This window comes from Achromobacter sp., from assembly GCF_050285565.1.
Classification (GTDB): Bacteria; Pseudomonadota; Gammaproteobacteria; order Burkholderiales; family Burkholderiaceae_B; genus Achromobacter.
In genome coordinates, this window is record NZ_JBLZXG010000002.1 from 563,391 (window position 1) to 583,045 (window position 19,655).

19 protein-coding genes are annotated in these 19,655 nt (G+C 69.6%); 10 read left to right on the forward strand and 9 right to left on the reverse strand.

Features of this window, described 5'->3' with window-relative positions:
• Positions 1 to 34 precede the first annotated feature (34 nt).
• Positions 35 to 2,641, forward strand: coding sequence for an ATP-dependent chaperone ClpB (gene clpB, locus ACN6O8_RS05615; RefSeq protein ID WP_427990069.1), 2,607 nt, complete (start codon positions 35 to 37; stop codon positions 2,639 to 2,641).
• A gap of 135 nt (positions 2,642 to 2,776) precedes the next feature.
• On the opposite strand, the gene ACN6O8_RS05620 is transcribed toward clpB, so the two are convergent.
• The gene (locus tag ACN6O8_RS05620; protein ID WP_427990070.1) at positions 2,777 to 3,376 is read right to left on the reverse strand and encodes a TetR/AcrR family transcriptional regulator; all 600 of its coding nucleotides are present in this window, start codon (positions 3,374 to 3,376) and stop codon (positions 2,777 to 2,779) included.
• 226 nt (positions 3,377 to 3,602) lie between these two features.
• Here ACN6O8_RS05620 and ACN6O8_RS05625 point away from each other — a divergent pair, with 226 nt between their 5' ends.
• From ACN6O8_RS05625 to ACN6O8_RS05635, 3 genes are read left to right on the forward strand one after another with little or no spacing between them, the layout of a single operon-like run.
• The gene (locus tag ACN6O8_RS05625) at positions 3,603 to 4,814 is read left to right on the forward strand and encodes a Tm-1-like ATP-binding domain-containing protein (RefSeq protein WP_427990071.1); all 1,212 of its coding nucleotides are present in this window, start codon (positions 3,603 to 3,605) and stop codon (positions 4,812 to 4,814) included.
• A gap of 11 nt (positions 4,815 to 4,825) precedes the next feature.
• Positions 4,826 to 5,656, forward strand: coding sequence for a phosphoenolpyruvate hydrolase family protein (locus tag ACN6O8_RS05630; RefSeq protein WP_427990072.1), 831 nt, complete (start codon positions 4,826 to 4,828; stop codon positions 5,654 to 5,656).
• Positions 5,657 to 5,668: 12 nt separating this feature from the next.
• The gene (locus ACN6O8_RS05635; protein WP_427990073.1) at positions 5,669 to 6,112 is read left to right on the forward strand and encodes an SRPBCC family protein; all 444 of its coding nucleotides are present in this window, start codon (positions 5,669 to 5,671) and stop codon (positions 6,110 to 6,112) included.
• Positions 6,113 to 6,179: 67 nt separating this feature from the next.
• On the opposite strand, the gene ACN6O8_RS05640 is transcribed toward ACN6O8_RS05635, so the two are convergent.
• Entirely contained in the window at positions 6,180 to 7,148 is a 969-nt protein-coding gene (locus ACN6O8_RS05640; protein WP_427990074.1) for a LysR family transcriptional regulator, read from the reverse strand.
• A gap of 149 nt (positions 7,149 to 7,297) precedes the next feature.
• Here ACN6O8_RS05640 and ACN6O8_RS05645 point away from each other — a divergent pair, with 149 nt between their 5' ends.
• From ACN6O8_RS05645 to crcB, 4 genes are all read left to right on the forward strand, one after another.
• Entirely contained in the window at positions 7,298 to 8,764 is a 1,467-nt protein-coding gene (locus tag ACN6O8_RS05645) for an N-acyl-D-glutamate deacylase (RefSeq protein ID WP_427990075.1), read from the forward strand.
• A gap of 32 nt (positions 8,765 to 8,796) precedes the next feature.
• Positions 8,797 to 9,756, forward strand: a complete 960-nt coding sequence (locus tag ACN6O8_RS05650; RefSeq protein WP_427990076.1) for a tripartite tricarboxylate transporter substrate binding protein BugE — start codon at positions 8,797 to 8,799, stop codon at positions 9,754 to 9,756.
• Between the two features lie 101 nt (positions 9,757 to 9,857).
• Positions 9,858 to 10,412: an HdeD family acid-resistance protein gene (locus ACN6O8_RS05655; protein ID WP_427990077.1), complete on the forward strand. Its 555-nt coding sequence runs from the start codon at positions 9,858 to 9,860 to the stop codon at positions 10,410 to 10,412.
• A gap of 4 nt (positions 10,413 to 10,416) precedes the next feature.
• Positions 10,417 to 10,809: a fluoride efflux transporter CrcB gene (gene crcB / locus ACN6O8_RS05660; protein WP_427990078.1), complete on the forward strand. Its 393-nt coding sequence runs from the start codon at positions 10,417 to 10,419 to the stop codon at positions 10,807 to 10,809.
• Positions 10,810 to 10,844: 35 nt separating this feature from the next.
• On the opposite strand, the gene hpnE is transcribed toward crcB, so the two are convergent.
• From hpnE to hpnC, 3 genes are read right to left on the reverse strand one after another with little or no spacing between them, the layout of a single operon-like run.
• Positions 10,845 to 12,170: a hydroxysqualene dehydroxylase HpnE gene (gene hpnE / locus ACN6O8_RS05665; protein WP_427990079.1), complete on the reverse strand. Its 1,326-nt coding sequence runs from the start codon at positions 12,168 to 12,170 to the stop codon at positions 10,845 to 10,847.
• The gene (hpnD, locus tag ACN6O8_RS05670) at positions 12,167 to 13,030 is read right to left on the reverse strand and encodes a presqualene diphosphate synthase HpnD (RefSeq protein WP_427990080.1); all 864 of its coding nucleotides are present in this window, start codon (positions 13,028 to 13,030) and stop codon (positions 12,167 to 12,169) included. Before hpnD ends, hpnE begins: the two co-directional genes overlap by 4 nt.
• A gap of 19 nt (positions 13,031 to 13,049) precedes the next feature.
• A complete protein-coding gene (gene hpnC, locus ACN6O8_RS05675; RefSeq protein ID WP_427990081.1) occupies positions 13,050 to 13,880 on the reverse strand; it encodes a squalene synthase HpnC in 831 nt (276 codons plus the stop codon).
• A gap of 144 nt (positions 13,881 to 14,024) precedes the next feature.
• Here hpnC and alr point away from each other — a divergent pair, with 144 nt between their 5' ends.
• Positions 14,025 to 15,152 carry an alanine racemase gene (alr, locus tag ACN6O8_RS05680; RefSeq protein WP_427990082.1) on the forward strand — a complete coding sequence of 376 codons (1,128 nt, stop codon included), beginning with the start codon at positions 14,025 to 14,027 and terminating at the stop codon, positions 15,150 to 15,152.
• 220 nt (positions 15,153 to 15,372) lie between these two features.
• Positions 15,373 to 16,092 (forward strand): SDR family oxidoreductase, encoded by a 720-nt coding sequence (locus ACN6O8_RS05685; RefSeq protein WP_427990083.1) that lies wholly within the window; start codon positions 15,373 to 15,375, stop codon positions 16,090 to 16,092.
• Positions 16,093 to 16,176: 84 nt separating this feature from the next.
• On the opposite strand, the gene hpaI is transcribed toward ACN6O8_RS05685, so the two are convergent.
• Genes hpaI through ACN6O8_RS05705 form a run of 4 tightly spaced genes read right to left on the reverse strand, consistent with a single transcriptional unit; the run spans position 16,177 to position 19,618 of the window.
• Positions 16,177 to 16,977 carry a 4-hydroxy-2-oxoheptanedioate aldolase gene (gene hpaI, locus ACN6O8_RS05690; RefSeq protein ID WP_427990084.1) on the reverse strand — a complete coding sequence of 267 codons (801 nt, stop codon included), beginning with the start codon at positions 16,975 to 16,977 and terminating at the stop codon, positions 16,177 to 16,179.
• 14 nt (positions 16,978 to 16,991) lie between these two features.
• Positions 16,992 to 17,795, reverse strand: coding sequence for a 2-oxo-hept-4-ene-1,7-dioate hydratase (gene hpaH, locus ACN6O8_RS05695; RefSeq protein ID WP_427990085.1), 804 nt, complete (start codon positions 17,793 to 17,795; stop codon positions 16,992 to 16,994).
• A gap of 25 nt (positions 17,796 to 17,820) precedes the next feature.
• A complete protein-coding gene (locus ACN6O8_RS05700; protein ID WP_427990086.1) occupies positions 17,821 to 18,570 on the reverse strand; it encodes a fumarylacetoacetate hydrolase family protein in 750 nt (249 codons plus the stop codon).
• A 19-nt stretch (positions 18,571 to 18,589) separates the two neighbouring features.
• Entirely contained in the window at positions 18,590 to 19,618 is a 1,029-nt protein-coding gene (locus ACN6O8_RS05705) for a fumarylacetoacetate hydrolase family protein (RefSeq protein ID WP_427990087.1), read from the reverse strand.
• Positions 19,619 to 19,655: the final 37 nt, after the last annotated feature.

The window sequence follows — 19,655 nt, forward strand, 5'->3', positions numbered from 1 at the left end:
GTCAGGCTCACCAACAAAGCCACCAACGACCATTATGCGATTCGACAAACTGACCACCAAGTTCCAGCAAGCCCTGGCCGACGCTCAGAGTCTGGCCGCTCGTAACGACCATCCCTACATCGAACCCGTCCACGTGCTGGCGGCGCTGCTGGCCGACGCCGACAGCGGCGCCGGCAGCCTGTTGGCGCGCGCCGGCGTGGCCGTCAACCGGCTGCAGCCGGCCCTGGACGCCGCGCTCAAGGCGCTGCCGCAGGTGCAGGGCGACGACAACGTCCAGGTCGGGCGCGACCTGCAGGGCGTGCTGACCCGCACCGACAAGGAAGCCGCGCGCCGTGGCGACACCTACATCGCCAGCGAACTGTTCCTGTTGGCCCTGGCCGACGACAAGGGCGAGGCCGGCCGCATCCTGCGCGATGCGGGCCTGCAGAAAAAGGCCCTGGAGGCCGCCATCGACGCCGTGCGCGGCGGTGAAAATGTTTCCGCCGCCGAAGGCGAATCCAACCGCGAGGCGCTGTCCAAGTACACCCTCGACCTGACCGAGCGCGCCCGTCAGGGCAAGCTCGACCCCGTCATCGGCCGCGACGACGAAATCCGCCGCACCATCCAGATCCTGCAACGCCGCACCAAGAACAACCCGGTGCTGATCGGCGAACCCGGCGTGGGCAAGACCGCCATCGTCGAGGGCCTGGCGCAACGCATCGTCAACGACGAAGTGCCCGAGACCCTGCGCGGCAAGCGCGTGCTGTCGCTCGACCTGGCCGCGCTGCTGGCCGGCGCCAAGTTCCGCGGCGAATTCGAAGAGCGCCTGAAGGCCGTGCTCAAGGAGCTGTCGCAGGACGACGGCAGCAACATCGTCTTCATCGACGAACTGCACACCATGGTCGGCGCCGGCAAGGCCGAGGGCGCGATGGACGCGGGCAACATGCTCAAGCCGGCGCTGGCGCGCGGCGAGCTGCATTGCATCGGCGCCACCACGCTGGACGAATACCGCAAGTACATCGAAAAGGACGCCGCGCTCGAACGCCGCTTCCAGAAGGTGCTGGTCGACGAACCCGATGTCGAGTCCACCATCGCCATCCTGCGCGGCTTGCAGGAACGCTATGAAATCCACCACGGCGTCGAGATCACCGACCCGGCCATCGTGGCCGCGGCCGAACTCTCGCACCGCTACATCACCGACCGCTTCCTGCCCGACAAGGCCATCGACCTGATCGACGAGGCCGGCGCCCGCATCCGCATGGAAATCGATTCCAAGCCGGAAGTGATGGACAAGCTCGACCGCCGCATCATCCAGCTCAAGATCGAGCGCGAAGCCGTCAAGAAGGAAACCGACGACGCTTCCAAGCGCCGCCTGGGCGTGATCGAGGACGAGCTCGAAAAGCTGCAACGCGAGTACAACGACTTCGAGGAAATCTGGAAGGCCGAGAAGGCCGCGGTGCAGGGCACCCAGGCCATCAAGGAAGAGATCGACAACGTTCGCGCCGAGATGGCCGAACTGCAGCGCAAGGGCCAGTTCGACAAGTTGGCCGAGCTGCAATACGGCAAGCTGCCCGACCTGGAAGCGCGCCTGAAGGCGGCCGAGGTGGGCGCGGCCGAGGCGGCCGAGGACGCCGAGGGCGGCGAGGGCCGTCCGCGCCTGTTGCGCACCCGTGTCGGCGCCGAGGAAATCGCCGAGGTCGTGTCGCGCGCCACCGGGATTCCGGTGTCCAAGATGATGCAGGGCGAACGCGAGAAGCTGCTGCACATGGAGGAATACCTGCACAAGCGCGTGGTTGGCCAGGACGAGGCCGTGCGTCTGGTGTCCGATGCCATCCGCCGTTCGCGCGCGGGCCTGGCGGACCCGTCGCGTCCGTATGGGTCGTTCCTGTTCCTGGGCCCCACTGGCGTGGGCAAGACCGAGCTGACGCGCGCGCTGGCCGAGTTCCTGTTCGACTCCGAAGAGCACATGATCCGCATCGACATGAGCGAATTCATGGAAAAGCACTCGGTGGCGCGGCTGATCGGCGCGCCGCCTGGATACGTGGGCTACGAAGAGGGCGGCTACCTGACCGAAGCCGTGCGCCGCAAGCCGTACAGCGTGGTGCTGCTCGATGAAGTCGAAAAGGCCCATCCGGACGTCTTCAACGTGCTGCTGCAGGTGCTGGACGACGGCCGCCTGACCGACGGCCAGGGACGCACCGTGGACTTCCGCAACACCGTCATCGTGATGACGTCCAACCTGGGTTCGCAACACATCCAGAGCCTGGCCGGCCAGCCGTACGACGTGGTCAAGGAAGTGGTCTGGGGCGAGCTCAAGCAGACCCTGCGGCCCGAGTTCCTGAACCGCATCGATGAAGTGGTGGTGTTCCACGGCCTGGAAGCGCAGCACATCGAGTCCATCGCCCGCATCCAGTTGCGGCGCCTGGCCGAGCGCCTGGAAAAGCAGGAGATGCGGCTGGAAGTGACCGAGCCCGCGCTGGCGGAACTGGCCCGCGACGGTTTCGATCCGGTGTTCGGGGCGCGCCCGCTCAAGCGCACCATCCAGCAGCAGATCGAGAACCCGGTCGCGCGGCTGATCCTGGAAGGCCAGTTCGGTCCGCGCGACGTGGTGCCGGTCGATTGGCGCGACGGCAAGTTCGTCTTCACGCGCACCTTGCAGTAAGCGCGAGCGCGCCGCCCATCCGGGCGCTGGCGTGAAAAAGCCCCGCAGGCAGTTGCTTGCGGGGCTTTTGCTTTGCCCGCGTGGCCGTGGCCGTGCGCGGGCGGCGGCCCTGGCGCTTCCCGGGTCGAGCGGATCTCAGCGTTTGCCGTCCGGCGGCGTGGCGGCCGCCGCGGCGTCGGCCAGCGCCTGACGGATGATGGCCTGGGCGGTCCAGCGCGCGACCTCGGTGACTTCGGGCAATGCCAGCCCCCAGATGTCCTTGAGCACCAGGAACACCTCGGTGCCATAGACCAGGGACAGCGCCTGCGCCACGCGTTCCTGCCGCGCCGGCGGCAGCGTATCCGCCAGCGGCGCGATGGCGCGCTTGAGGATGTCGACGCGATGGCCGCGCACCAGCCGTGGCTCGTTGCCGGCGCGGCCCGCGCTGGCCTCGGCATGCTGCTGCAACGAAACCTGGATGGCGGCGCGTAGCGGCGCCTCGTGCGCTTCCAGGCGCGGATAGGCGAAGCGCAGCAACTCGTCGACGCGGGTGGCGGCATCGGGCGCGGCCGAGTTCCATGCCAGGATCGGGCCCAGGCTCTCGTCGACCACGGCGGCAATCAGCGCGCTCTGGCTCGGGAAGTAGCGGTAGGCGGTGGCGCGCGACACCTGGGCATGTCCGGCCAGCTCGGCCACCGATGGCGTGATGCCCTGCGCCATCAGGCGCTGCGCGGTATCGAGCAGGATCTTGCGCATGCGCGCGCGCGGCCCGTGCGGCGGTTCGCCGCTGGCGGCGGCCTGGCGGCTGGCGGGCGCGATCAGACGCGCGGACGCGGCCGGCGGCTGGCGGGCGGCAGTCTGGGTTTGACCTGAGATGGGTGTCTCAGTATGATTCTTTCGTCTCATTTCTTGATTTTACAGGGCCAGGCGCCCCGGACACATATCGAGGCGCGCACCGAGTGTAGCCGCCCGCGGAGGAGTCATGACGCATTCGAATCGGCGGGTCTTCGTGGCCGCCACCTACGACACCAAGGGCCACGAGGCTGAGTACGTGGTCGCGCTGCTCAAGCGCGAAGGCCTGGACGTGGTTTCAGTGGACGTGTCCACCACCGGCGCGGCCAGCGCCGCGCAAGTGCAGGCGCGCGACGTGGCTCGCTGCCATCCGCAGGGCGAGCGGGCCGTGTTCACCGGCGACCGCGGCAGCGCCATCGCGGCCATGGCGCTGGCGTTCGAGCGCTATGCCGCCGCCAACCCCGATATCGGCGCCTTGCTGGGCCTGGGCGGTTCCGGCGGCACGGCGTTGATCACGCCGGCCATGCGTGCGCTGCCGATTGGCGTGCCCAAGCTGATGGTCTCGACCATGGCGTCGGGCAACGTCGCGCCCTACGTGGGGCCGTCTGACATCGCCATGATGTATTCGGTGACCGACGTGGCCGGCCTGAACCGCATCTCGCGCCGGGTGCTGGCCAACGCCGCCGGCGCCATCGGCGGCGCCTTCCGCCAAGCCGCCAGCGTGGCGGGCGACGACAGCCGTCCGGCCGTCGGCATCACCATGTTCGGCGTCACCACCGCCTGCGTGCAGCAGGTCACGCCGCTGCTCGAAGCGCGCTATGACTGCCTGGTGTTCCACGCCACCGGCACAGGCGGGCAGTCGATGGAAAAGCTGCTCGACAGCCACCTGCTGTCCGGCGTGCTGGACCTGACCACCACCGAGGTCTGCGACCTCCTGTTCGGCGGCGTGCTGGCGTGCACCGAGGACCGCTTTGGCGCCGTGGCGCGCACCCGCGCGCCTTACGTGGGTTCGTGCGGCGCGCTCGATATGGTCAATTTCGGCGCCATGGAGTCGGTGCCCGAGCGCTACCAGGGCCGCACCTTCTATCCGCACAACCCGCAGGTGACGCTGATGCGCACCACCGTGGAAGAAAACCGCCGCCAGGGCGAGTGGATCGCCGAGCGGCTGAACCGCTGCGACGGCCCGGTGCGCTTCCTGATTCCCGAGGGCGGCGTGTCCGCGCTGGACGCGCCAGGCCAGGCGTTCTGGGACCCGCAGGCCGACGCCGCGCTGTTCGAGGCGCTGGAATCGCGCCTGCAGCAGACCGCCGACCGGCGCCTGGTGCGCGTGCCGTGCCACATCAACGATCCGCTGTTCGCCCGCACCGCGGTCGAACAGTTTCTCGCCATCGCCACACACTGAGGATTGCCGCCATGCCGCGCTTTGACCGTAACCAATTGCTGGAAAAATTCCGCGCCATGGTGCGCGACCGCACTCCCATCGTGGGCGGCGGCGCCGGGACCGGACTGTCGGCCAAGTGCGAGGAAGCCGGCGGCATCGACCTGATCGTGATCTACAACTCGGGCCGCTACCGCATGGCCGGGCGCGGCTCGCTGGCCGGCCTGCTGGCCTACGGCAACGCCAACGAGATCGTGGTCGACATGGGCCGCGAAGTGCTGCCGGTGGTCAAGCGCACGCCGGTGCTGGCCGGCGTCAACGGCACCGATCCGTTCTGCGACTTCGACCTGTTCCTGGACGACCTGAAGCGCCAGGGCTTTGCCGGCGTGCAGAACTTTCCCACCGTGGGCCTGATCGACGGCACCTTCCGCGCCAATCTGGAAGAGACCGGCATGGGCTACGCACTGGAGGTGGACATGATCCGCCTGGCGCACGAGAAAGGCATGCTGACGACGCCCTACGTGTTCAACGAGGACGACGCCGTCGCCATGACGCGGGCGGGCGCCGACATCATCGTCGCGCACATGGGCCTGACCACCGGCGGCTCGATCGGCGCCGAGACCGCGCTGACGCTGGATGACTGCGTTGCCGCCATCGACCGCATCGCGGCGGCCGCGCTGGCCGTGCGTCCCGACGTGATCGTGCTGTGCCACGGCGGCCCCATCGCCACGCCCGAGGACGCCGCCCACATCCTGCGCCATTGCCGCCATTGCCATGGGTTCTACGGCGCCAGCTCGATGGAGCGCCTGCCCACCGAACAGGCGCTGACCGCCGCCACCCGCGCGTTCAAGCAACTGACCTTCTGAGAGAGAGTCCGCATGCCGCATACCGTCTACACCAGCGCCATCGTCCAGGCGCCGCTGGCCAAGGTCTGGCCGCTGTTTCGTGATTTCAACGGCCTGGCCGGATGGCATCCCGGCATCGCCCAAAGCCGCCTGGAAGAGGGCGGCCGCCACGATGCGGTCGGCTCGGTGCGCTACCTGTCACTCAAGCCCTCGGGCTTCGTGCGCGAGCAGTTGCTGATGCTGGACGATCCGGGCACCGCGCTGCGCTATTCGATCATCGAGACCGACCTGCCGATGCGCGACTACGTTGCCGGCGTGACGCTGCGCGCCATCACCGAGAACGGCGCCACGCTGGTCGAATGGTGGGCCGATTTCCGCGTCGAGGACGGCGCCGACCTGCAAGCGGTGGCGGCCGCCGTGGGGCAGGGCGTGTTCGCCGCCGGCCTGGCCGCGCTGGACGAGAAGCTGCGCGCCTGAGCGGCGCCTGTCGTCACGGCGCGACGTCAGCCGCTTGCGGGCGTGGCGGCGGGCCGGACGATCCGTGTCAGGCCCGCCCGCGCGTGGCGCCGGCCGCCAGTTTGCAGCCGGCCGGCAGCGCCGCGCCGCGCAGGTAGTCGCGGATGGCGCGGATCAGCGCTTCGGCCGCCGGGCTCAGCGCATGCTCCTTGTGGCGGATGATGCACAGGGTGCGCACGACCGTCGGTCGCGCCAGCAGCGCATAGGCCAGGCCGGGTTCCCGCACCCGCTGCGCCGCCAGCGCGGGCAGCAGCGCCACGCCCATGCCAGCCTTCACCAAGGCCGCCTGCGAGGTGGTGCTGGACGCCTCGTAGAACGGCGCGGCGGCCTCGATCGGCAGGTCCGCGCGGGCCCGCAGCAGCGCCATGATGCCGGTCTCATCCACCACCCCCACCAGTTTGCGGTCCGCCAGGTCGGACCAGCGCATGGTGCCGTCGCGGCCCGGCCGCAGGCCGGTGTCGTCGCGCCGGTACAGCACGCCGAAGCGGTCCTGCAGCAACGCGTCGAATTGCAGACCGGGCGCGTCGGCCCAGCGGCTGGTCAGGCCAAAATCGACGTCGCGCGCGGCCACTTTGCGCTGGATGCGGCCCGAGTTGTCGTCGCTCAGGTACAGGCGGATGGCGGGATACTGCGCCGCGAAAACGGCCGCCGCCGGCGCGATCAGCTCGGTGATGGCCGAAGGCGCGGCGGCCACGCCGACGCGGCCGCGTTCCAGCGCGCCGAAACGCACCACGTCCTCGATAGCGCCGTCGAAATCGGCCAGCAGCCGCATCACGCGCGGCAGGAATTCCTCGCCCGCGGCCGTCAGCAGCACGCGCCGGCTGGTGCGCGAGAACAGTTGCGTGGCCAGCGCCGCTTCGAGCTGGCGCACCAGGCTGGTCACCGACGATTGGGTCTGGAACAGGCGCTTGCCCGCGTGGGTGAAGCTGGACTCCTGCGCCACCGCGACAAAGGCGGTCAGGTGCTTGAGGGTGACATGCTTGGGCAGGCGATACATTTCAAATCACGATAGATAGATCAATAAAAACAATTTTTCCAGATTGATCGGGCGGACGATACTAGGGGCTTCATCAGGCACCAGGGCCGTTCGTGGACGGCCCCCAAGCGGCCGGCGCCAGCGCCCGGCCCCATCGAGGCGGAAGTGGCATGCAGGAAAATCTGGATCTGGTTATCGAAGGCGGCTGGGTGATCGACGGCACGGGCGCCGCGCGCCGCCGCGCCGACGTCGGCATCCGGGGCGAGCGCATCACCGCCATCGGCGACCTGTCGGCCACGCCGGCTGGCCGGCGCCTGGATGTCAGCGGCAAGATCGTCGCGCCCGGATTCATCGACACCCACGGCCACGATGACCTGATGTTCGTGGAAAAGCCGGGCCTGGAATGGAAGACCAGCCAGGGCATCACCTCGGTGGTGGTGGGCAACTGCGGCATCAGCGGCGCGCCGGCGCCGTTGCCGGGCAACACCGCGGCGGCGCTGGCGCTGCTGGGCGAGTCGCCGCTGTTCACGGACATGACCGCGTACTTCGGCGCGCTGCAGGCGCAGCGGCCGATGATCAACGTGGCCGCCCTGGTGGGCCACGCCAACCTGCGCCTGGCCGCGATGCCCGATCCGACCGCGCAACCCAGCGCCCAAGAGCAGCTGGCCATGGAGCGCATGCTGGATCAGGCGCTGGCGGCCGGCGCGGTGGGTTTCAGCACGGGCCTGGCGTATCAGCCCGGCGGCGTGGCCGAGGCGGCCGAACTGGACGGCCTGGCGCGGGTCGCGGCGGCGCGCGGCGCGCTGCACACCAGCCACATCCGCAACGAAGGCGACGCGGTCGAGGCCGCCGTCGACGAGGTGCTGGCGGTCGGCCGCCGCACCGGCTGCGCCACGGTGCTGTCGCACCACAAATGCATGATGCCGGCCAACTGGGGCAAGAGCGCCGCCACCCTGGCCAACATCGACCGCGCGCGCGCCGCCGGCGTCGACGTGGCGCTGGACATCTATCCCTACCCGGGCAGCTCGACCATCCTGATTCCCGAGCGCGCCGACCAGATCGACGACATCCGCATCACCTGGTCGAGCCCGCATCCCGAGTGCGGCGGCCAGTCGCTGGCCGAGATCGCCGCGCGCTGGGGCTGCGACGCGGTCACGGCCGCGCGCCGCCTGTGCCCGGCCGGCGCGATCTACTTCGCCATGGACGAGAACGAGGTGCGCCGCATCTTCCAGCACGAGTGCTGCATGGTCGGCTCGGACGGCCTGCCCAACGACGCCCATCCGCATCCGCGCCTGTGGGGCAGTTTCACGCGCGTGCTGGGCCGCTATGTGCGCGAGGCCGAACTGCTGACGCTGGAAGCCGCAGTGGCCAAGATGACCGCGCTGCCGGCCCGCGTGTTCGGCCTGGCCGATCGCGGCCGGCTGGCCGTGGGCGCCTGGGCCGACGTGGTCGTGTTCGACGCCGACACGGTGTGCGACCGCGCCACCTGGGACGCGCCGACGCTGGCCTCGGCCGGCATCGAGCACGTGCTGGTCAACGGCTGCCCGGTGTTCCCGGCGGCGCCCGCCGCGCAGCGCCCTGGCCGGATCCTGCGCCGCGACGCCGGCATGGCGGGCGCGCCCAAGCTTTCCCGATAACAAGCAGAACCGATCCCCACAGGAGACCCCTCATGATCCGCAAGACCTGTGCCGCCCTGGCGCTGGCCGCCCTGTTGCCAGCCGCCCACGCCGAATTTCCCGACCGACCCATCACCCTGATCGTGCCGTTCCCGGCCGGCGGCCCCACCGACATCGTCGGCCGCCTGGCCGCCGCCAAGGCCGGCGAGATCCTGGGGCAGCAGATCGTGGTGGAAAACCGCACCGGCGCCTCCGGCACCATCGGCATGGCCGCCACCGCGCGCGCCAAGCCGGACGGCTACACCGTGGGGCTGGCGACCGTCAGCACCCATGGCACCGCGCCGCACCTGTTCCCCAACCTGGCCTACGACCCGGTCAAGGACTTCACGCCCATCAGCAACCTGGTGACCAGCCCCAACATCCTCAGCGTCAACCCGCAATATCCGGCCAGGACGCTGGCGGAGTTCGTCTCGCACGTGCGCGCCAATCCGGGCAAGGATGGCTACGCCAATGCCGGTGCCGGCGGCGTCAATGACCTGGGCATGATCTGGTTCCTGCAGATCACGGGCGGCAAGATGAACAGCATCTCGTACCGCGGCTCGGCGCCGGCCCTGACCGATACGGTGGGCGGCGTGGTGCCGGTGATCTTCGACAACTTCCCGTCGTCGCTGCCCTACATCAAGAGCGGCCACCTGCGCCCGCTGGCCATCACCGGCTCGGCCCGCAACCCGCGCCTGCCGGACGTGCCGACCTTCGCCGAGCAGGGCTACAAGGACTACGACGTCACGGCCTGGTATGGCGTGGTGGGCCCGGCCGGCCTGCCGGCCGACGTGCGCGACAAGCTGGCCCAGGCCTTCGCCAAGGCGGTGCGCGACCCCGCCACCGCCGCCAAGATGGAAGAGACCGGCGCGTTCCCGCTGGGCAACACCCCGGCCGAATTCGGCGAACAGATCCGCACCGAGCGCGACCGCTGGAAGACCGTGATCGAGCGCGCGCAGATCAAGCTGCAGTAGCGCGCGACGGGGCCGCCGGGGCCGGCCGGGCGCCGCGATGATCCGCGCACGGGGAATTTCAAATAAGATAAGTCACCCGTAACGTGTTACCGGAGGTCGTCATGCTTGACTCGCAAGTCGTGGAGCAGATCGGTCGTCACTGGGGTTGGGTGGCATTGCGCGGCGTCGTCGCCATCCTGTTCGGCCTGATGGCCATGTTCATGCCGGCCATCACCCTGTCGGCGCTGGTGCTGGTGTGGGGCGCGTTCGCGCTGGCCGATGGCGTGCTGGCGCTGATCGCGGGCATCCGCATCCGCGACCAGGGCAAGCCGCTGTGGGCGTTGATCATCGTCGGCCTGCTGGGCGTGGCGGCCGGCATCGTCACCTTCCTGTGGCCGGGCCTGACGGCGCTGATCCTGCTCTACATCATCGCCTTCTGGGCCCTGGCGGCCGGTGTGTTCCAGATCGTCGCCGCGATCCGCTTCCGCAAGCAAATCCGCAACGAGTGGTTCCTGGGACTGTCGGGGCTGGTATCGGTTCTGTTCGGCGTCATGCTGGTGATGCAGCCGGGCGCCGGCGCGCTGGCGTTGGTGTGGGTCATCGGCATCTACGCCGTGTTCTTTGGCATACTGCTACTGGTTTTTTCCTTCCGCCTCAAGCAACACCGCGCGCCCTGAGTGAATGTCCGCCTACCAGACCCTGATTCCCCTGCACTTTCTGGCCGTGGGCCTGGGCGCCATGGCCGGTGCCTGGGCCCGTTGGCTCGTCAGCCTGTGGCTCAACACCGAGTCGTGGCCCTGGGGCACGCTGGCGGTCAATCTGGCGGGGGGCTATCTGGTCGGCCTGGTGCTGGCGCTGGTGGCGGGCCATCCTGAATGGCCCGCCTGGGTGCGGCTGGCGGCCATCACCGGTTTCATGGGCGGCCTGACCACGTTCTCGACCTTCTCGGCCGAAACCGTCGCCATGCTCGAACGCGGCGCCTACGCTGGCGCGCTGGGCTATGCCGGCGTCAGCCTGTTCGGTTCGTTGTTGCTGACCGGGCTGGGGCTGGCCACCGCTCACCTGCTGCGTTGAAGCACGCGCCGGGGCGCGGCGCGCCCGCGTGTGTTTCAGTCGCCGGCTCGCGGGTTCAGAACCCGCGCCGCCTCCAGGCCGCTGCGCACCGCGCCTTCCAGCACGCCGGGATAGCCGGTATCTGTCCAGTCGCCGGCCAGCGCCAGCGTTGGCCAGGGCGTGCTGTTCAAGGGCCGCGTCAGGCCCGGCACCGCCGCGAAGGTGGCGCGTTTCTCGATGAACAGTTCCGCCGCCGTGACTTCCGGCATCGGCGGCAGCCGCTGCCGATTGCCGGCGGCCTGTTCCGCCACCTGATCGATCAGGGCCTCGATGGCCTGCTGGCGGTTGCGCTCGGCCAGCGTCGTCGCGGCGCTCGCCACCACGGCCAGCTCCCCGGCCTGGGCATCGCCGGCCAGTTGCGCGCGGTCGAACAGCCATTGACCGACATGGCCGCGGGCCGGTTCCTCGCGCAGCATCATCATCGGCTCGGGCAGGCGCCAGGGGCCGGCCAGCCGCAGATTGAGCGTGGCGATCGGCAGGTAGTCGAAGGCGCGCAGCGCGTCCAGCAGTCCGGTGGCGCCGGCCGCCCGCAGCGGCGCGTCCAGCAGGCGCGCGGCGAACGCCGGAGGCACCGCCAGCACGGCGGCGTCGAAGCGTTCCTGGTTGATGTCGATGCCGTCGGCCGCCGGCCGCAACTGGCGCACCGTGCTGCCGTAGCGCATGGTGACCTGGCGCGCGGCGGCGTCGGGCCACAGCGCCGACAGGTCGGTGCAGGGCAGCAGCAGGTCGCTGTCCTCGCGGCGGCCGGCCAGGCTGTCGCGCAGCACGCGGGCGAACAGCACGGCGCTGGCGCTGCCCAACGGCGTATTCAGCGCCGCCAGGCACAGCGGTTCCCAGAGTTGGCGGATCAGCGCGTCGGACTGCGCGTGATAGTGCAGCAGTTGCCGCACGGTCCATTCGCGCGGCGGGGTCCAGGACATGGCGCGCAGGCCGCGCATCAGGCGCAGCATGGCGAACCGGTCGGCCCAGGACAGGCCGCGCGCGCCCAGAACCGCCACCGCCAGGTGCAAAGGCGCGGGCAGGCGCGGCGCCGCCAGCCGGAAGCGGCCGTCCAGGCTGGCCAGCCGCAGCGGGCGGCGCATCAGCAGGGCATCGGGATTGCGGCCGACCCGGCGCATCAGCGCCAGCGTGTGGGTGTAGGCGCCCGACAGCAGGTGCTGGCCGTTGTCCAGCGGTGATTCGAAGCCGTCGTGGAACACGCGCCGGGCGCGGCCGCCGGGAGTGTGGCCGGCCTCGAAGACGGTGACCTTGGCGCCGGCCTCGCGCAGGGCGACGCTGGCCGCCAGGCCCGCCCAGCCCGCGCCGATGACCGCCGCCTTCACCGTGCCAACCGGCGGACCAGTCCGCGTCCGCCGCCCACCCAGGTCTTCCACGCCAGCCACAGCTTGCGCAACGGGGTCAGGGAGATGCGCTGGTGCAGCACCTGCCAGTTGTCGCGCTCGATTTCGTCGAGCAGCGCGTGATAGATCGCCGCCATCATCAGGCCGGGACGCTGCGCGCGCCGGTCGGCCTCGGGCAGGCTGCGCATCGCCTCGCGGTACAGCTCGCGCGCGCGCTCGGCCTGGAATTTCATCAGGGCCGAGAAGCGCTCGGAATACTCGCCATTCAGGATGTCCGAGGCCTTGACCTCGAACTGCTGCATGTCGTTGACCGGAATGTAGATGCGGCCGCGGCGGGCATCGTCGCCCACGTCGCGGATGATGTTGGTCATCTGGAACGCCAGGCCGAGTTTCTCGGCGTACACCAGCGTGGCCGGATCGGTGTAGCCGAAGATGCCGGCCGACAGTTCGCCGACCACACCGGCAGCGTGCCAGCAGTATTTGCGCAGACCGGGCCAATCCAGGTAGCGGGTCTGATCCAGATCCATTTCCATGCCGTCGGCCACCGCCAGCAGGCGTTCGCGCGTGATCGAACAGCTTTGCAGGTGCGGTTGCAGCGCCCGGGTCACGGGATGGTCGGGCTTGCCCTCGAACATCTGCTCGACCTGCGTGCGCCACCAGGCCAGCTTGATGCGCGCCAGCGACGGGTCGGTGCATTCGTCGACCACGTCGTCGACCTCGCGGCAATAGGCGTACAGCGCCGTGATGGCGCGCCGCCGCTCGGGCGGCAGGAACAGGAAGGAATAGTAGAAGCTGGAACCGCTTTTGGCGGCTTTCTCCTGGCAGTACTCGTCAGGGGTCATAGTTGGCAGGGCCGTTCGCTTACTTGATGGAGCGCCAGAGCATGATGGCCCAGTCCTTGGCGCCCAATTCGGGTCGGTTCATGAATACATCGTAGCCGCTCGCCTCGATCCGCTCCAGGACGCGCAGCCCGCCTTGCACCACCAGGCGCAGCTCCAGGCCGATGCGGCCCGGCAGGCGGCGCGCCAGCGGAGCGCCGAAGTGTAGCAGCGCGCGGGTGCGCTCCACCTGGAACGCCATCAGCGCGCGCCAGGCCGGGGTCAGGCGGCAGGCCGCCAGGTCTTCTTCCGAGACGCCGAAGCGGTCCAGGTCTTCCTGCGGCAGGTAGACGCGGTGCTTGTGCCAGTCGACCCGCACGTCCTGCCAGAAGTTCACCAGTTGCAGCCCGGTGCAGATGGCGTCCGACTGCTCCATGTTGCCCGGATCGGCGGCCTCGAACAGGTGCAGCATCAGCCGTCCCACCGGGTTGGCCGAGCGGGTGCAGTAATCGGCCAGCGTGGCGTAGTCGTCGTAGCGCTTGACGCTGATGTCCTGCTCGAAGGCCGATAACAGGTCGTAGAACGGCGTGATGGGCAGTTGGTGGCGGGCGATGGTGGCCGCCAGGGGCACGAAGATGCCGGCCAGTTCGGGCGCGCCGGGCGCGGGCACGGCGCCCGGTTCGGCGCCGATGCGGTGCAGCTCGGCGCGGAACGCCGCCAGCCGCGCCAGGCGCTCGGCGTCGCTGGCCGCGCCTTCGTCGGCGATGTCGTCCGCGGCGCGGGCGAACCGGTACAGATCGGTCACGGCGCCACGCAGCCGGCGCGGCAACAGCAGCGAGGCGACGGGAAAATTCTCGTAGTGATCGATGGGCATGTTCTGGTCCTGCGGGTTTTGCTTGCCGCCGGCGCGCTGCCGTGCCAGCGGGAATCCGCCCCATTTTAGATGACGGGCGTGACCACCGCCCCGCGCCGCCGCCACGCCGATCAGTTAGACTTAAGCGCCACAGGATCTCATACCATGCCCCGCCCAATCTCCGCCACCGTTTCCGTTTCCGCCCTGGCCCACAACCTGGCCGCCGTGCGTCGCCATCTCGACCAGACCGCCGCCGCGGCCTGCGGCCTGGCGCCGTCGATCTGGGCAGTGATCAAGGCCAATGCCTACGGCCACGGCATCGAGCAGGCCGTGGCCGGTTTTTCCAAGGCGCAGGGCCTGGCCATGCTCGACCTGGACGAAGCCGTGCGTTGCCGCGAGGCCGGCTGGGGCGGGCCGATCCTGCTGCTCGAAGGCTTCTTCAATCCGTCCGACCTGGAAATCGTCGACCGCTACCACCTGAGCGTCACGGTGCACCAGCGCGAACAGCTCGACATGCTGGCGCGCGCGCGCCTGACGCGGCGGGTCGACATCATGCTCAAGCTCAACAGCGGCATGAACCGGCTGGGCTTTTCCCCCGCCGCCTACCCCGCCGCCCACGAGCGCGCGCAACTGCTGCAACAGCAGGGCGTGATCGGTTCGATCGGCAAGATGACCCATTTCGCCTGCGCCGACGGTCCCCAGGGCATCACCGAGCAACTGGCCGTGTTCAATTCGGTGACGCATAAGATGGCGGGCCCCGTCAGTGTCTGCAACTCGGCGGCCACGCTGCGCTTTGCCGAAGTCGCGGTCGGCTCCGAGGCCCAGGCGCACTGGGTCCGCCCCGGCATCTGCCTGTACGGCGCCTCGCCGTTCGCCGACGCCGAGGCCGGTGCGTTCGGACTCAGGCCGGCCATGTCGCTGCGTTCCGAGATCATCGCCGTGCAGGATCTGAAGGCCGGCGACTCGGTCGGCTACGGCGCGCTGTTCCGGGCCGACCGCGCCATGCGCGTCGGCATCGTCGCCTGCGGTTACGCCGACGGCTATCCGCGTCATGCCGCCACCGGCACCCCGGTGGTCGTGGCCGGCATCCGCACCCGGCTGGTGGGGCGGGTGTCGATGGACATGCTGATCGTCGACCTGGACCCGATTCCGGCCGCCGGCGTCGGCGCCCCGGTGTCGCTGTGGGGCGAAGAGGGCCCCTCGGTGGACGAAGTCGCCCTGGCGGCCGGCACCATCGGCTACGAACTGCTTTGCGCCCTGGCGCCGCGCGTGCCGGTCACCCGGGACGCCTGATCCTTTTTTGACCATTCCGGGGCACTTCTCCGGCCCTGGCGTGTCGGATGTCTGGCGGCGTCCCGTTTGCCGCGGGATCCCCCGCTTTGGCGGCGGGCGTCCAGCACGCAAGAATTGCTACGCAATTTACAAGACAGGTAACGCCGGATGGTGTCTACTTGAAAACCGGGCGCCCAAGCGCCCGTTTTCGACCCAGTAACGAACAACGAGGTTTCGATCCATGAAGGACAAATGCGTACTCATCACGGGCGCCACCAAAGGCATCGGCTGGGCGCTTACGCAGCGGCTGTCCGACATGGGTTGTCATGTGGTCGGTATCGCCCGCAACACCGCCGATGTCGATTTTCCAGGTTACCTGTACGCCTGTGACCTGGCCGACGCCGGCCGCACCGAGGAAGTGCTGCGCGAGATCCGCGAGAAATTCCCGGTCGACGCCGTGGTCAACAATGTCGGCATCGCCTCGCCGCAGCCGCTGGGCGAGATCGACCTGGCCACTCTGTACAACGTGCTGGATCTGAACGTGCGCGTGGCCGTCCAAGTGACGCAGGCCTTCATCGAGTCGATGAAGGTGCGCCGCGCCGGCCGCATCGTCAACGTCTGCAGCCGCGCCATCCATGGCGGCCTGGAGCGCACCGCCTATTCGGCGGCCAAGAGCGCGCTGGTGGGTTGCACCCGCACCTGGGCGCTGGAATTGGCCGAATACGGCGTGACCGCCAACGCGGTGGCGCCGGGCCCGATCGAAACCGAGATGTTCCGCGCCACCCGCCCCGCGGGCAGCGAAGGCGAAAAGCGCGCGCTGGCCTCGGTGCCGATGAAGCGCCTGGGCACGCCGGCCGAAGTGGCGGCGGCCATCGCCTTCCTGCTGTCGGACGACGCCGGTTTCATCACCGGCCAGGTGCTGGGCGTGGACGGCGGCGGCAGCCTGGGCGGCCGTTCCTGATCGTCCCGGCCCGGCGGCGCGAGATAAGGAAAAACGGCACCGAGGGTGCCGTCTTTCTTTGCGGGGCTGGCGTGGCCGTCCGGCTCAGTACGGCCCGCCGGCCTGGCCGGCCGGCTTGACGTCCTTGAATTCGCCCGCCAATTTTTCGGCCGCGCGCGCCAGCAGCACCGCGTCCACCCCCACCGCCACGAAAGTAGCGCCCAGCGACAGATAATGCCTGGCCTGGGCCACGCCGCTGTGCAGAATGCCGGCCGCCTTGCCCGACTTGACGATGCGGCCGATGGCCGTGTCGATCGTACGGGTGACTTCGGGGTGCTCGGGCTGGCCCAGGTAGCCCATGCTGGCCGACAGGTCGGCCGGGCCGATGAAGGCGCCGTCGACGCCGTCCACCGCCAGGATGGCTTCCAGCGCATCCACGCCGCGCGGCGTCTCGATCTGCACCAGCACGCACATCTCGTCGTTGGCGCGCTCCAGGTAGTTGGGGATGCGGTTCCAGCGCGACGAACGCGCCAGCGCGCTGCCCACGCCGCGGATGCCCGTCGGCGGATAGCGCACCGCGGCCACCGCCGCCGCGGCCTCTTCGGCCGACTGCACCATCGGCACCAGCAGCGTCTGGGCGCCGGTATCGAGGATCTGCTTGATCTGCACCGGGTCGTTCCAGGCCGGCCGCACCACCGGCGCCACCGGATAGGCGGCCACCGACTGCAATTGCGCCAGCGTGGTCTGCAAGGTGTTGGGGGCGTGCTCGCCGTCGATCAGCAGCCAGTCGAAGCCGGCGCCGGCGATGATCTCGGAGGTGTAGGCGCTGGCCAGGCCGGCCCACAGGCCGATCTGGGGCGTGCCGGCGCGCAGCGCGCGTTTGAACTGATTGGTCAGGATATCCATGGGCCGCGTTGAGGTCAGATGAAATGGCAGTTGACGGAGCCGAGCACGCCGTAGTCGACGTTGAAGGTATCGCCGGAGCGCGCGGCCACCGGGCGGGTGAAGGAACCCGACAGGATGATCTCGCCCGCCTCCAGCGCCACCTCATGCGCGGCCAGCTTGTTCGCCAGCCATACTACGCCATTGGCCGGATGGTTCAAGACGCCCGCCGCCACGCCGGTTTCCTCGATCACCGCGTTGCGCGACAGGATCGCGCCGATCCAGCGCAGGTCCAGCTCGCCGATCTTCACCGGCCGCCCGCCCATCACCACGCCGGCGTTGGCGGCGTTGTCGGCAATGGTGTCGAACACCTTGCGCGGGCGCTTGCTGTCGGGGTCGATGCCGTGCGAGCGGGCATCGATGATCTCCAGCGCCGGGATCACGTAGTCGACCGCGTCGTACACCTGGAACAGCGTCACGTTCGGGCCTTGCAGGCGCTTGCCCAGCACGAAGGCCAACTCCACCTCCAGCCGCGGCAGGATGAAACGGCCCGCGGGAATGTCGCTGCCGTCCTCGAAGAACATGTCGTCCAGCAGCATGCCGAAATCGGGCTCGTCGATCTGCGACGAAAGCTGCATGGCGCGCGAGGTCAGGCCGATCTTGTGGCCGCGCTTGACGCGGCCCTCGCCCAGCTTGATGTCCATCCAGGCGCGCTGGATGGCGTAGGCGTCGGCGAGGGTGATGTCGGGGTGCTCCAGCGAGATCTGGCGGATCTGCTGGCGTGAACGTTCAGCGTCGTGCAGGCGCGCGGCCAGGGCGCGCACGGTGGTGGAGTCGAGCATGCGAAAGGTATCCAGGTAAGGGAAATCAGGCGGGGCAGGGCACCAGCGTGTTGACCAGCCGGCCGATGCCGTCGATCTCGGTCACGACCTCGTCGCCCGGCTGCACGTTGACGATGCCGTCGGGCGTGCCGGTCAGGATCAGGTCGCCGGGCGACAGCGTCATGAAGCCGCTGAAGTACGCGATCAGGGCGGGGATGTCGAACACCATGTCGCGGGTGTTGCCGCGCTGGGTCTGGACGCCGTTGACGGTGGTGCGCAGGTCCAGGTTCATCGGATCGGGCACGTCATCGCGGTCCACCAGCCACGGCCCCAGCGGGGTGCAGGTGTCGCGGCTCTTGACGCGCAGGTTGGGGCGGTACCAGTTTTCCAGGTAGTCGCGCAGCGCATAGTCGTTGGCCACGGTGTAGCCGGCCACGTAGTCGTAGGCCCGTTCGCGCGTGACGTTGCGGGCGGTCTTGCCGATCACCACGGCCAGCTCGCATTCGTAGTGCATGAAGCCCACGTCGGCCGGGCGCAGGGTCTGCGCGCGATGGCCGACGAAGGTGTTGGCCGCCTTCAGAAAACCCAACGGTTCGGCCGGCGCCTTGAAGGCCAGCTCCCTGGCGTGGTCGGCATAGTTGATGGCCAGTGTGAAGGTGGTGCGCGGTTCGATCGGCGGCAGCCAGGTCACCCGGTCTTCGGCCAGCAGGCGGCCATCGGCCAGGCGGATCTGGCCATTGCCGGCGTCGGTGGCGGTGTGGACGGCGCCTTCGTAAGCGATGCGTGCATGTTTCATGGCGGTTCCGTGGGGCGCCTCAGGCGCTGGCGATGAGCGTGTTGCCGAGCGTGCCGACCTGGGCGATGCGGATCTCGTAGCGCTGCCCGGCGCGCGCCAGCGGCGCGTCGGCGCGGGCCCCGGTCAGCAGAATATCGCCCGGCTCGAAGCTCATGAACGCGGTGACGTCGGCGATCAGGCGGGCCACCGGCCGCACCAGGTCGGCGGTGCTGGCGCGTTGCGCCAGCTCGCCGTCGATCCAGGTCTCGATGTCGAGCGCGTCCGGCTCCGGCACCGCCGAGGCGGGCGCCAGTGCGCGGCCGATCGGGCAGAAGCCGTCACGGCACTGCTGCTTGAGGGCGGGCCGGAAGTAGCTGTCGTGCGGCGCCGACAGGTCGGCCACCACGCGATAGCCGGCGACGTGGGCCAGCGCCTCGGCCTCACTGACGCGGCTGGCGCGGCGGCCGAACACGATGCCCAGGGTGGCGCCGATGCGCACCTCGGGCACGTCGGCCGGCAGCGTGATCGCATCGCCATCGGCGGCATGGGTGTTGGCCGGCTTGATATAGAGCACCGGGGCGCGCGGCGCGCCCTGGTAGGGCGGCGCGTTCACCGCCTCGCCCAGCGCGGCCAGCGCCTGGCGCGTATTGAGCGCGGCGCCCACCACCGTGCGCGGCGACGCGGCGGCGCGCGCCGCCAGGTGTTCACGATAGTTGCTGTGCTTGTAGTTGAGCACCGCGCTGGCTTGCTCGACCTGCAACGACAGGCCCAGCGGCCGGCGCGCCATTTCCGGCGCCAGCGCCTGGCGCAGCGCGGCGAAGGTGCGCTCGCCCAGCGCGGCCTGTTGCGCGGCGCTGCGGCCGTGGCCGATGCGCAGCAGCACGTGCACGAAGGCGTTGTCGGGATGGCCGTCGGCGATCAGGTAGTCGTCCACCCGCACGGCGCGGGTGCGGGCGCCGGCCAGCGGATACAGGCTGCCGTCGCCGACGGCGGCGGCCTGCACTGCGCGCATCAGGGCGCGGGTGTCCAGCGCGAGGTTGGCGGAGTACTCAATCCAGATATGTGGCATGACAGACGCGGGACCCGCCCTCTCCGGCATATTGTTA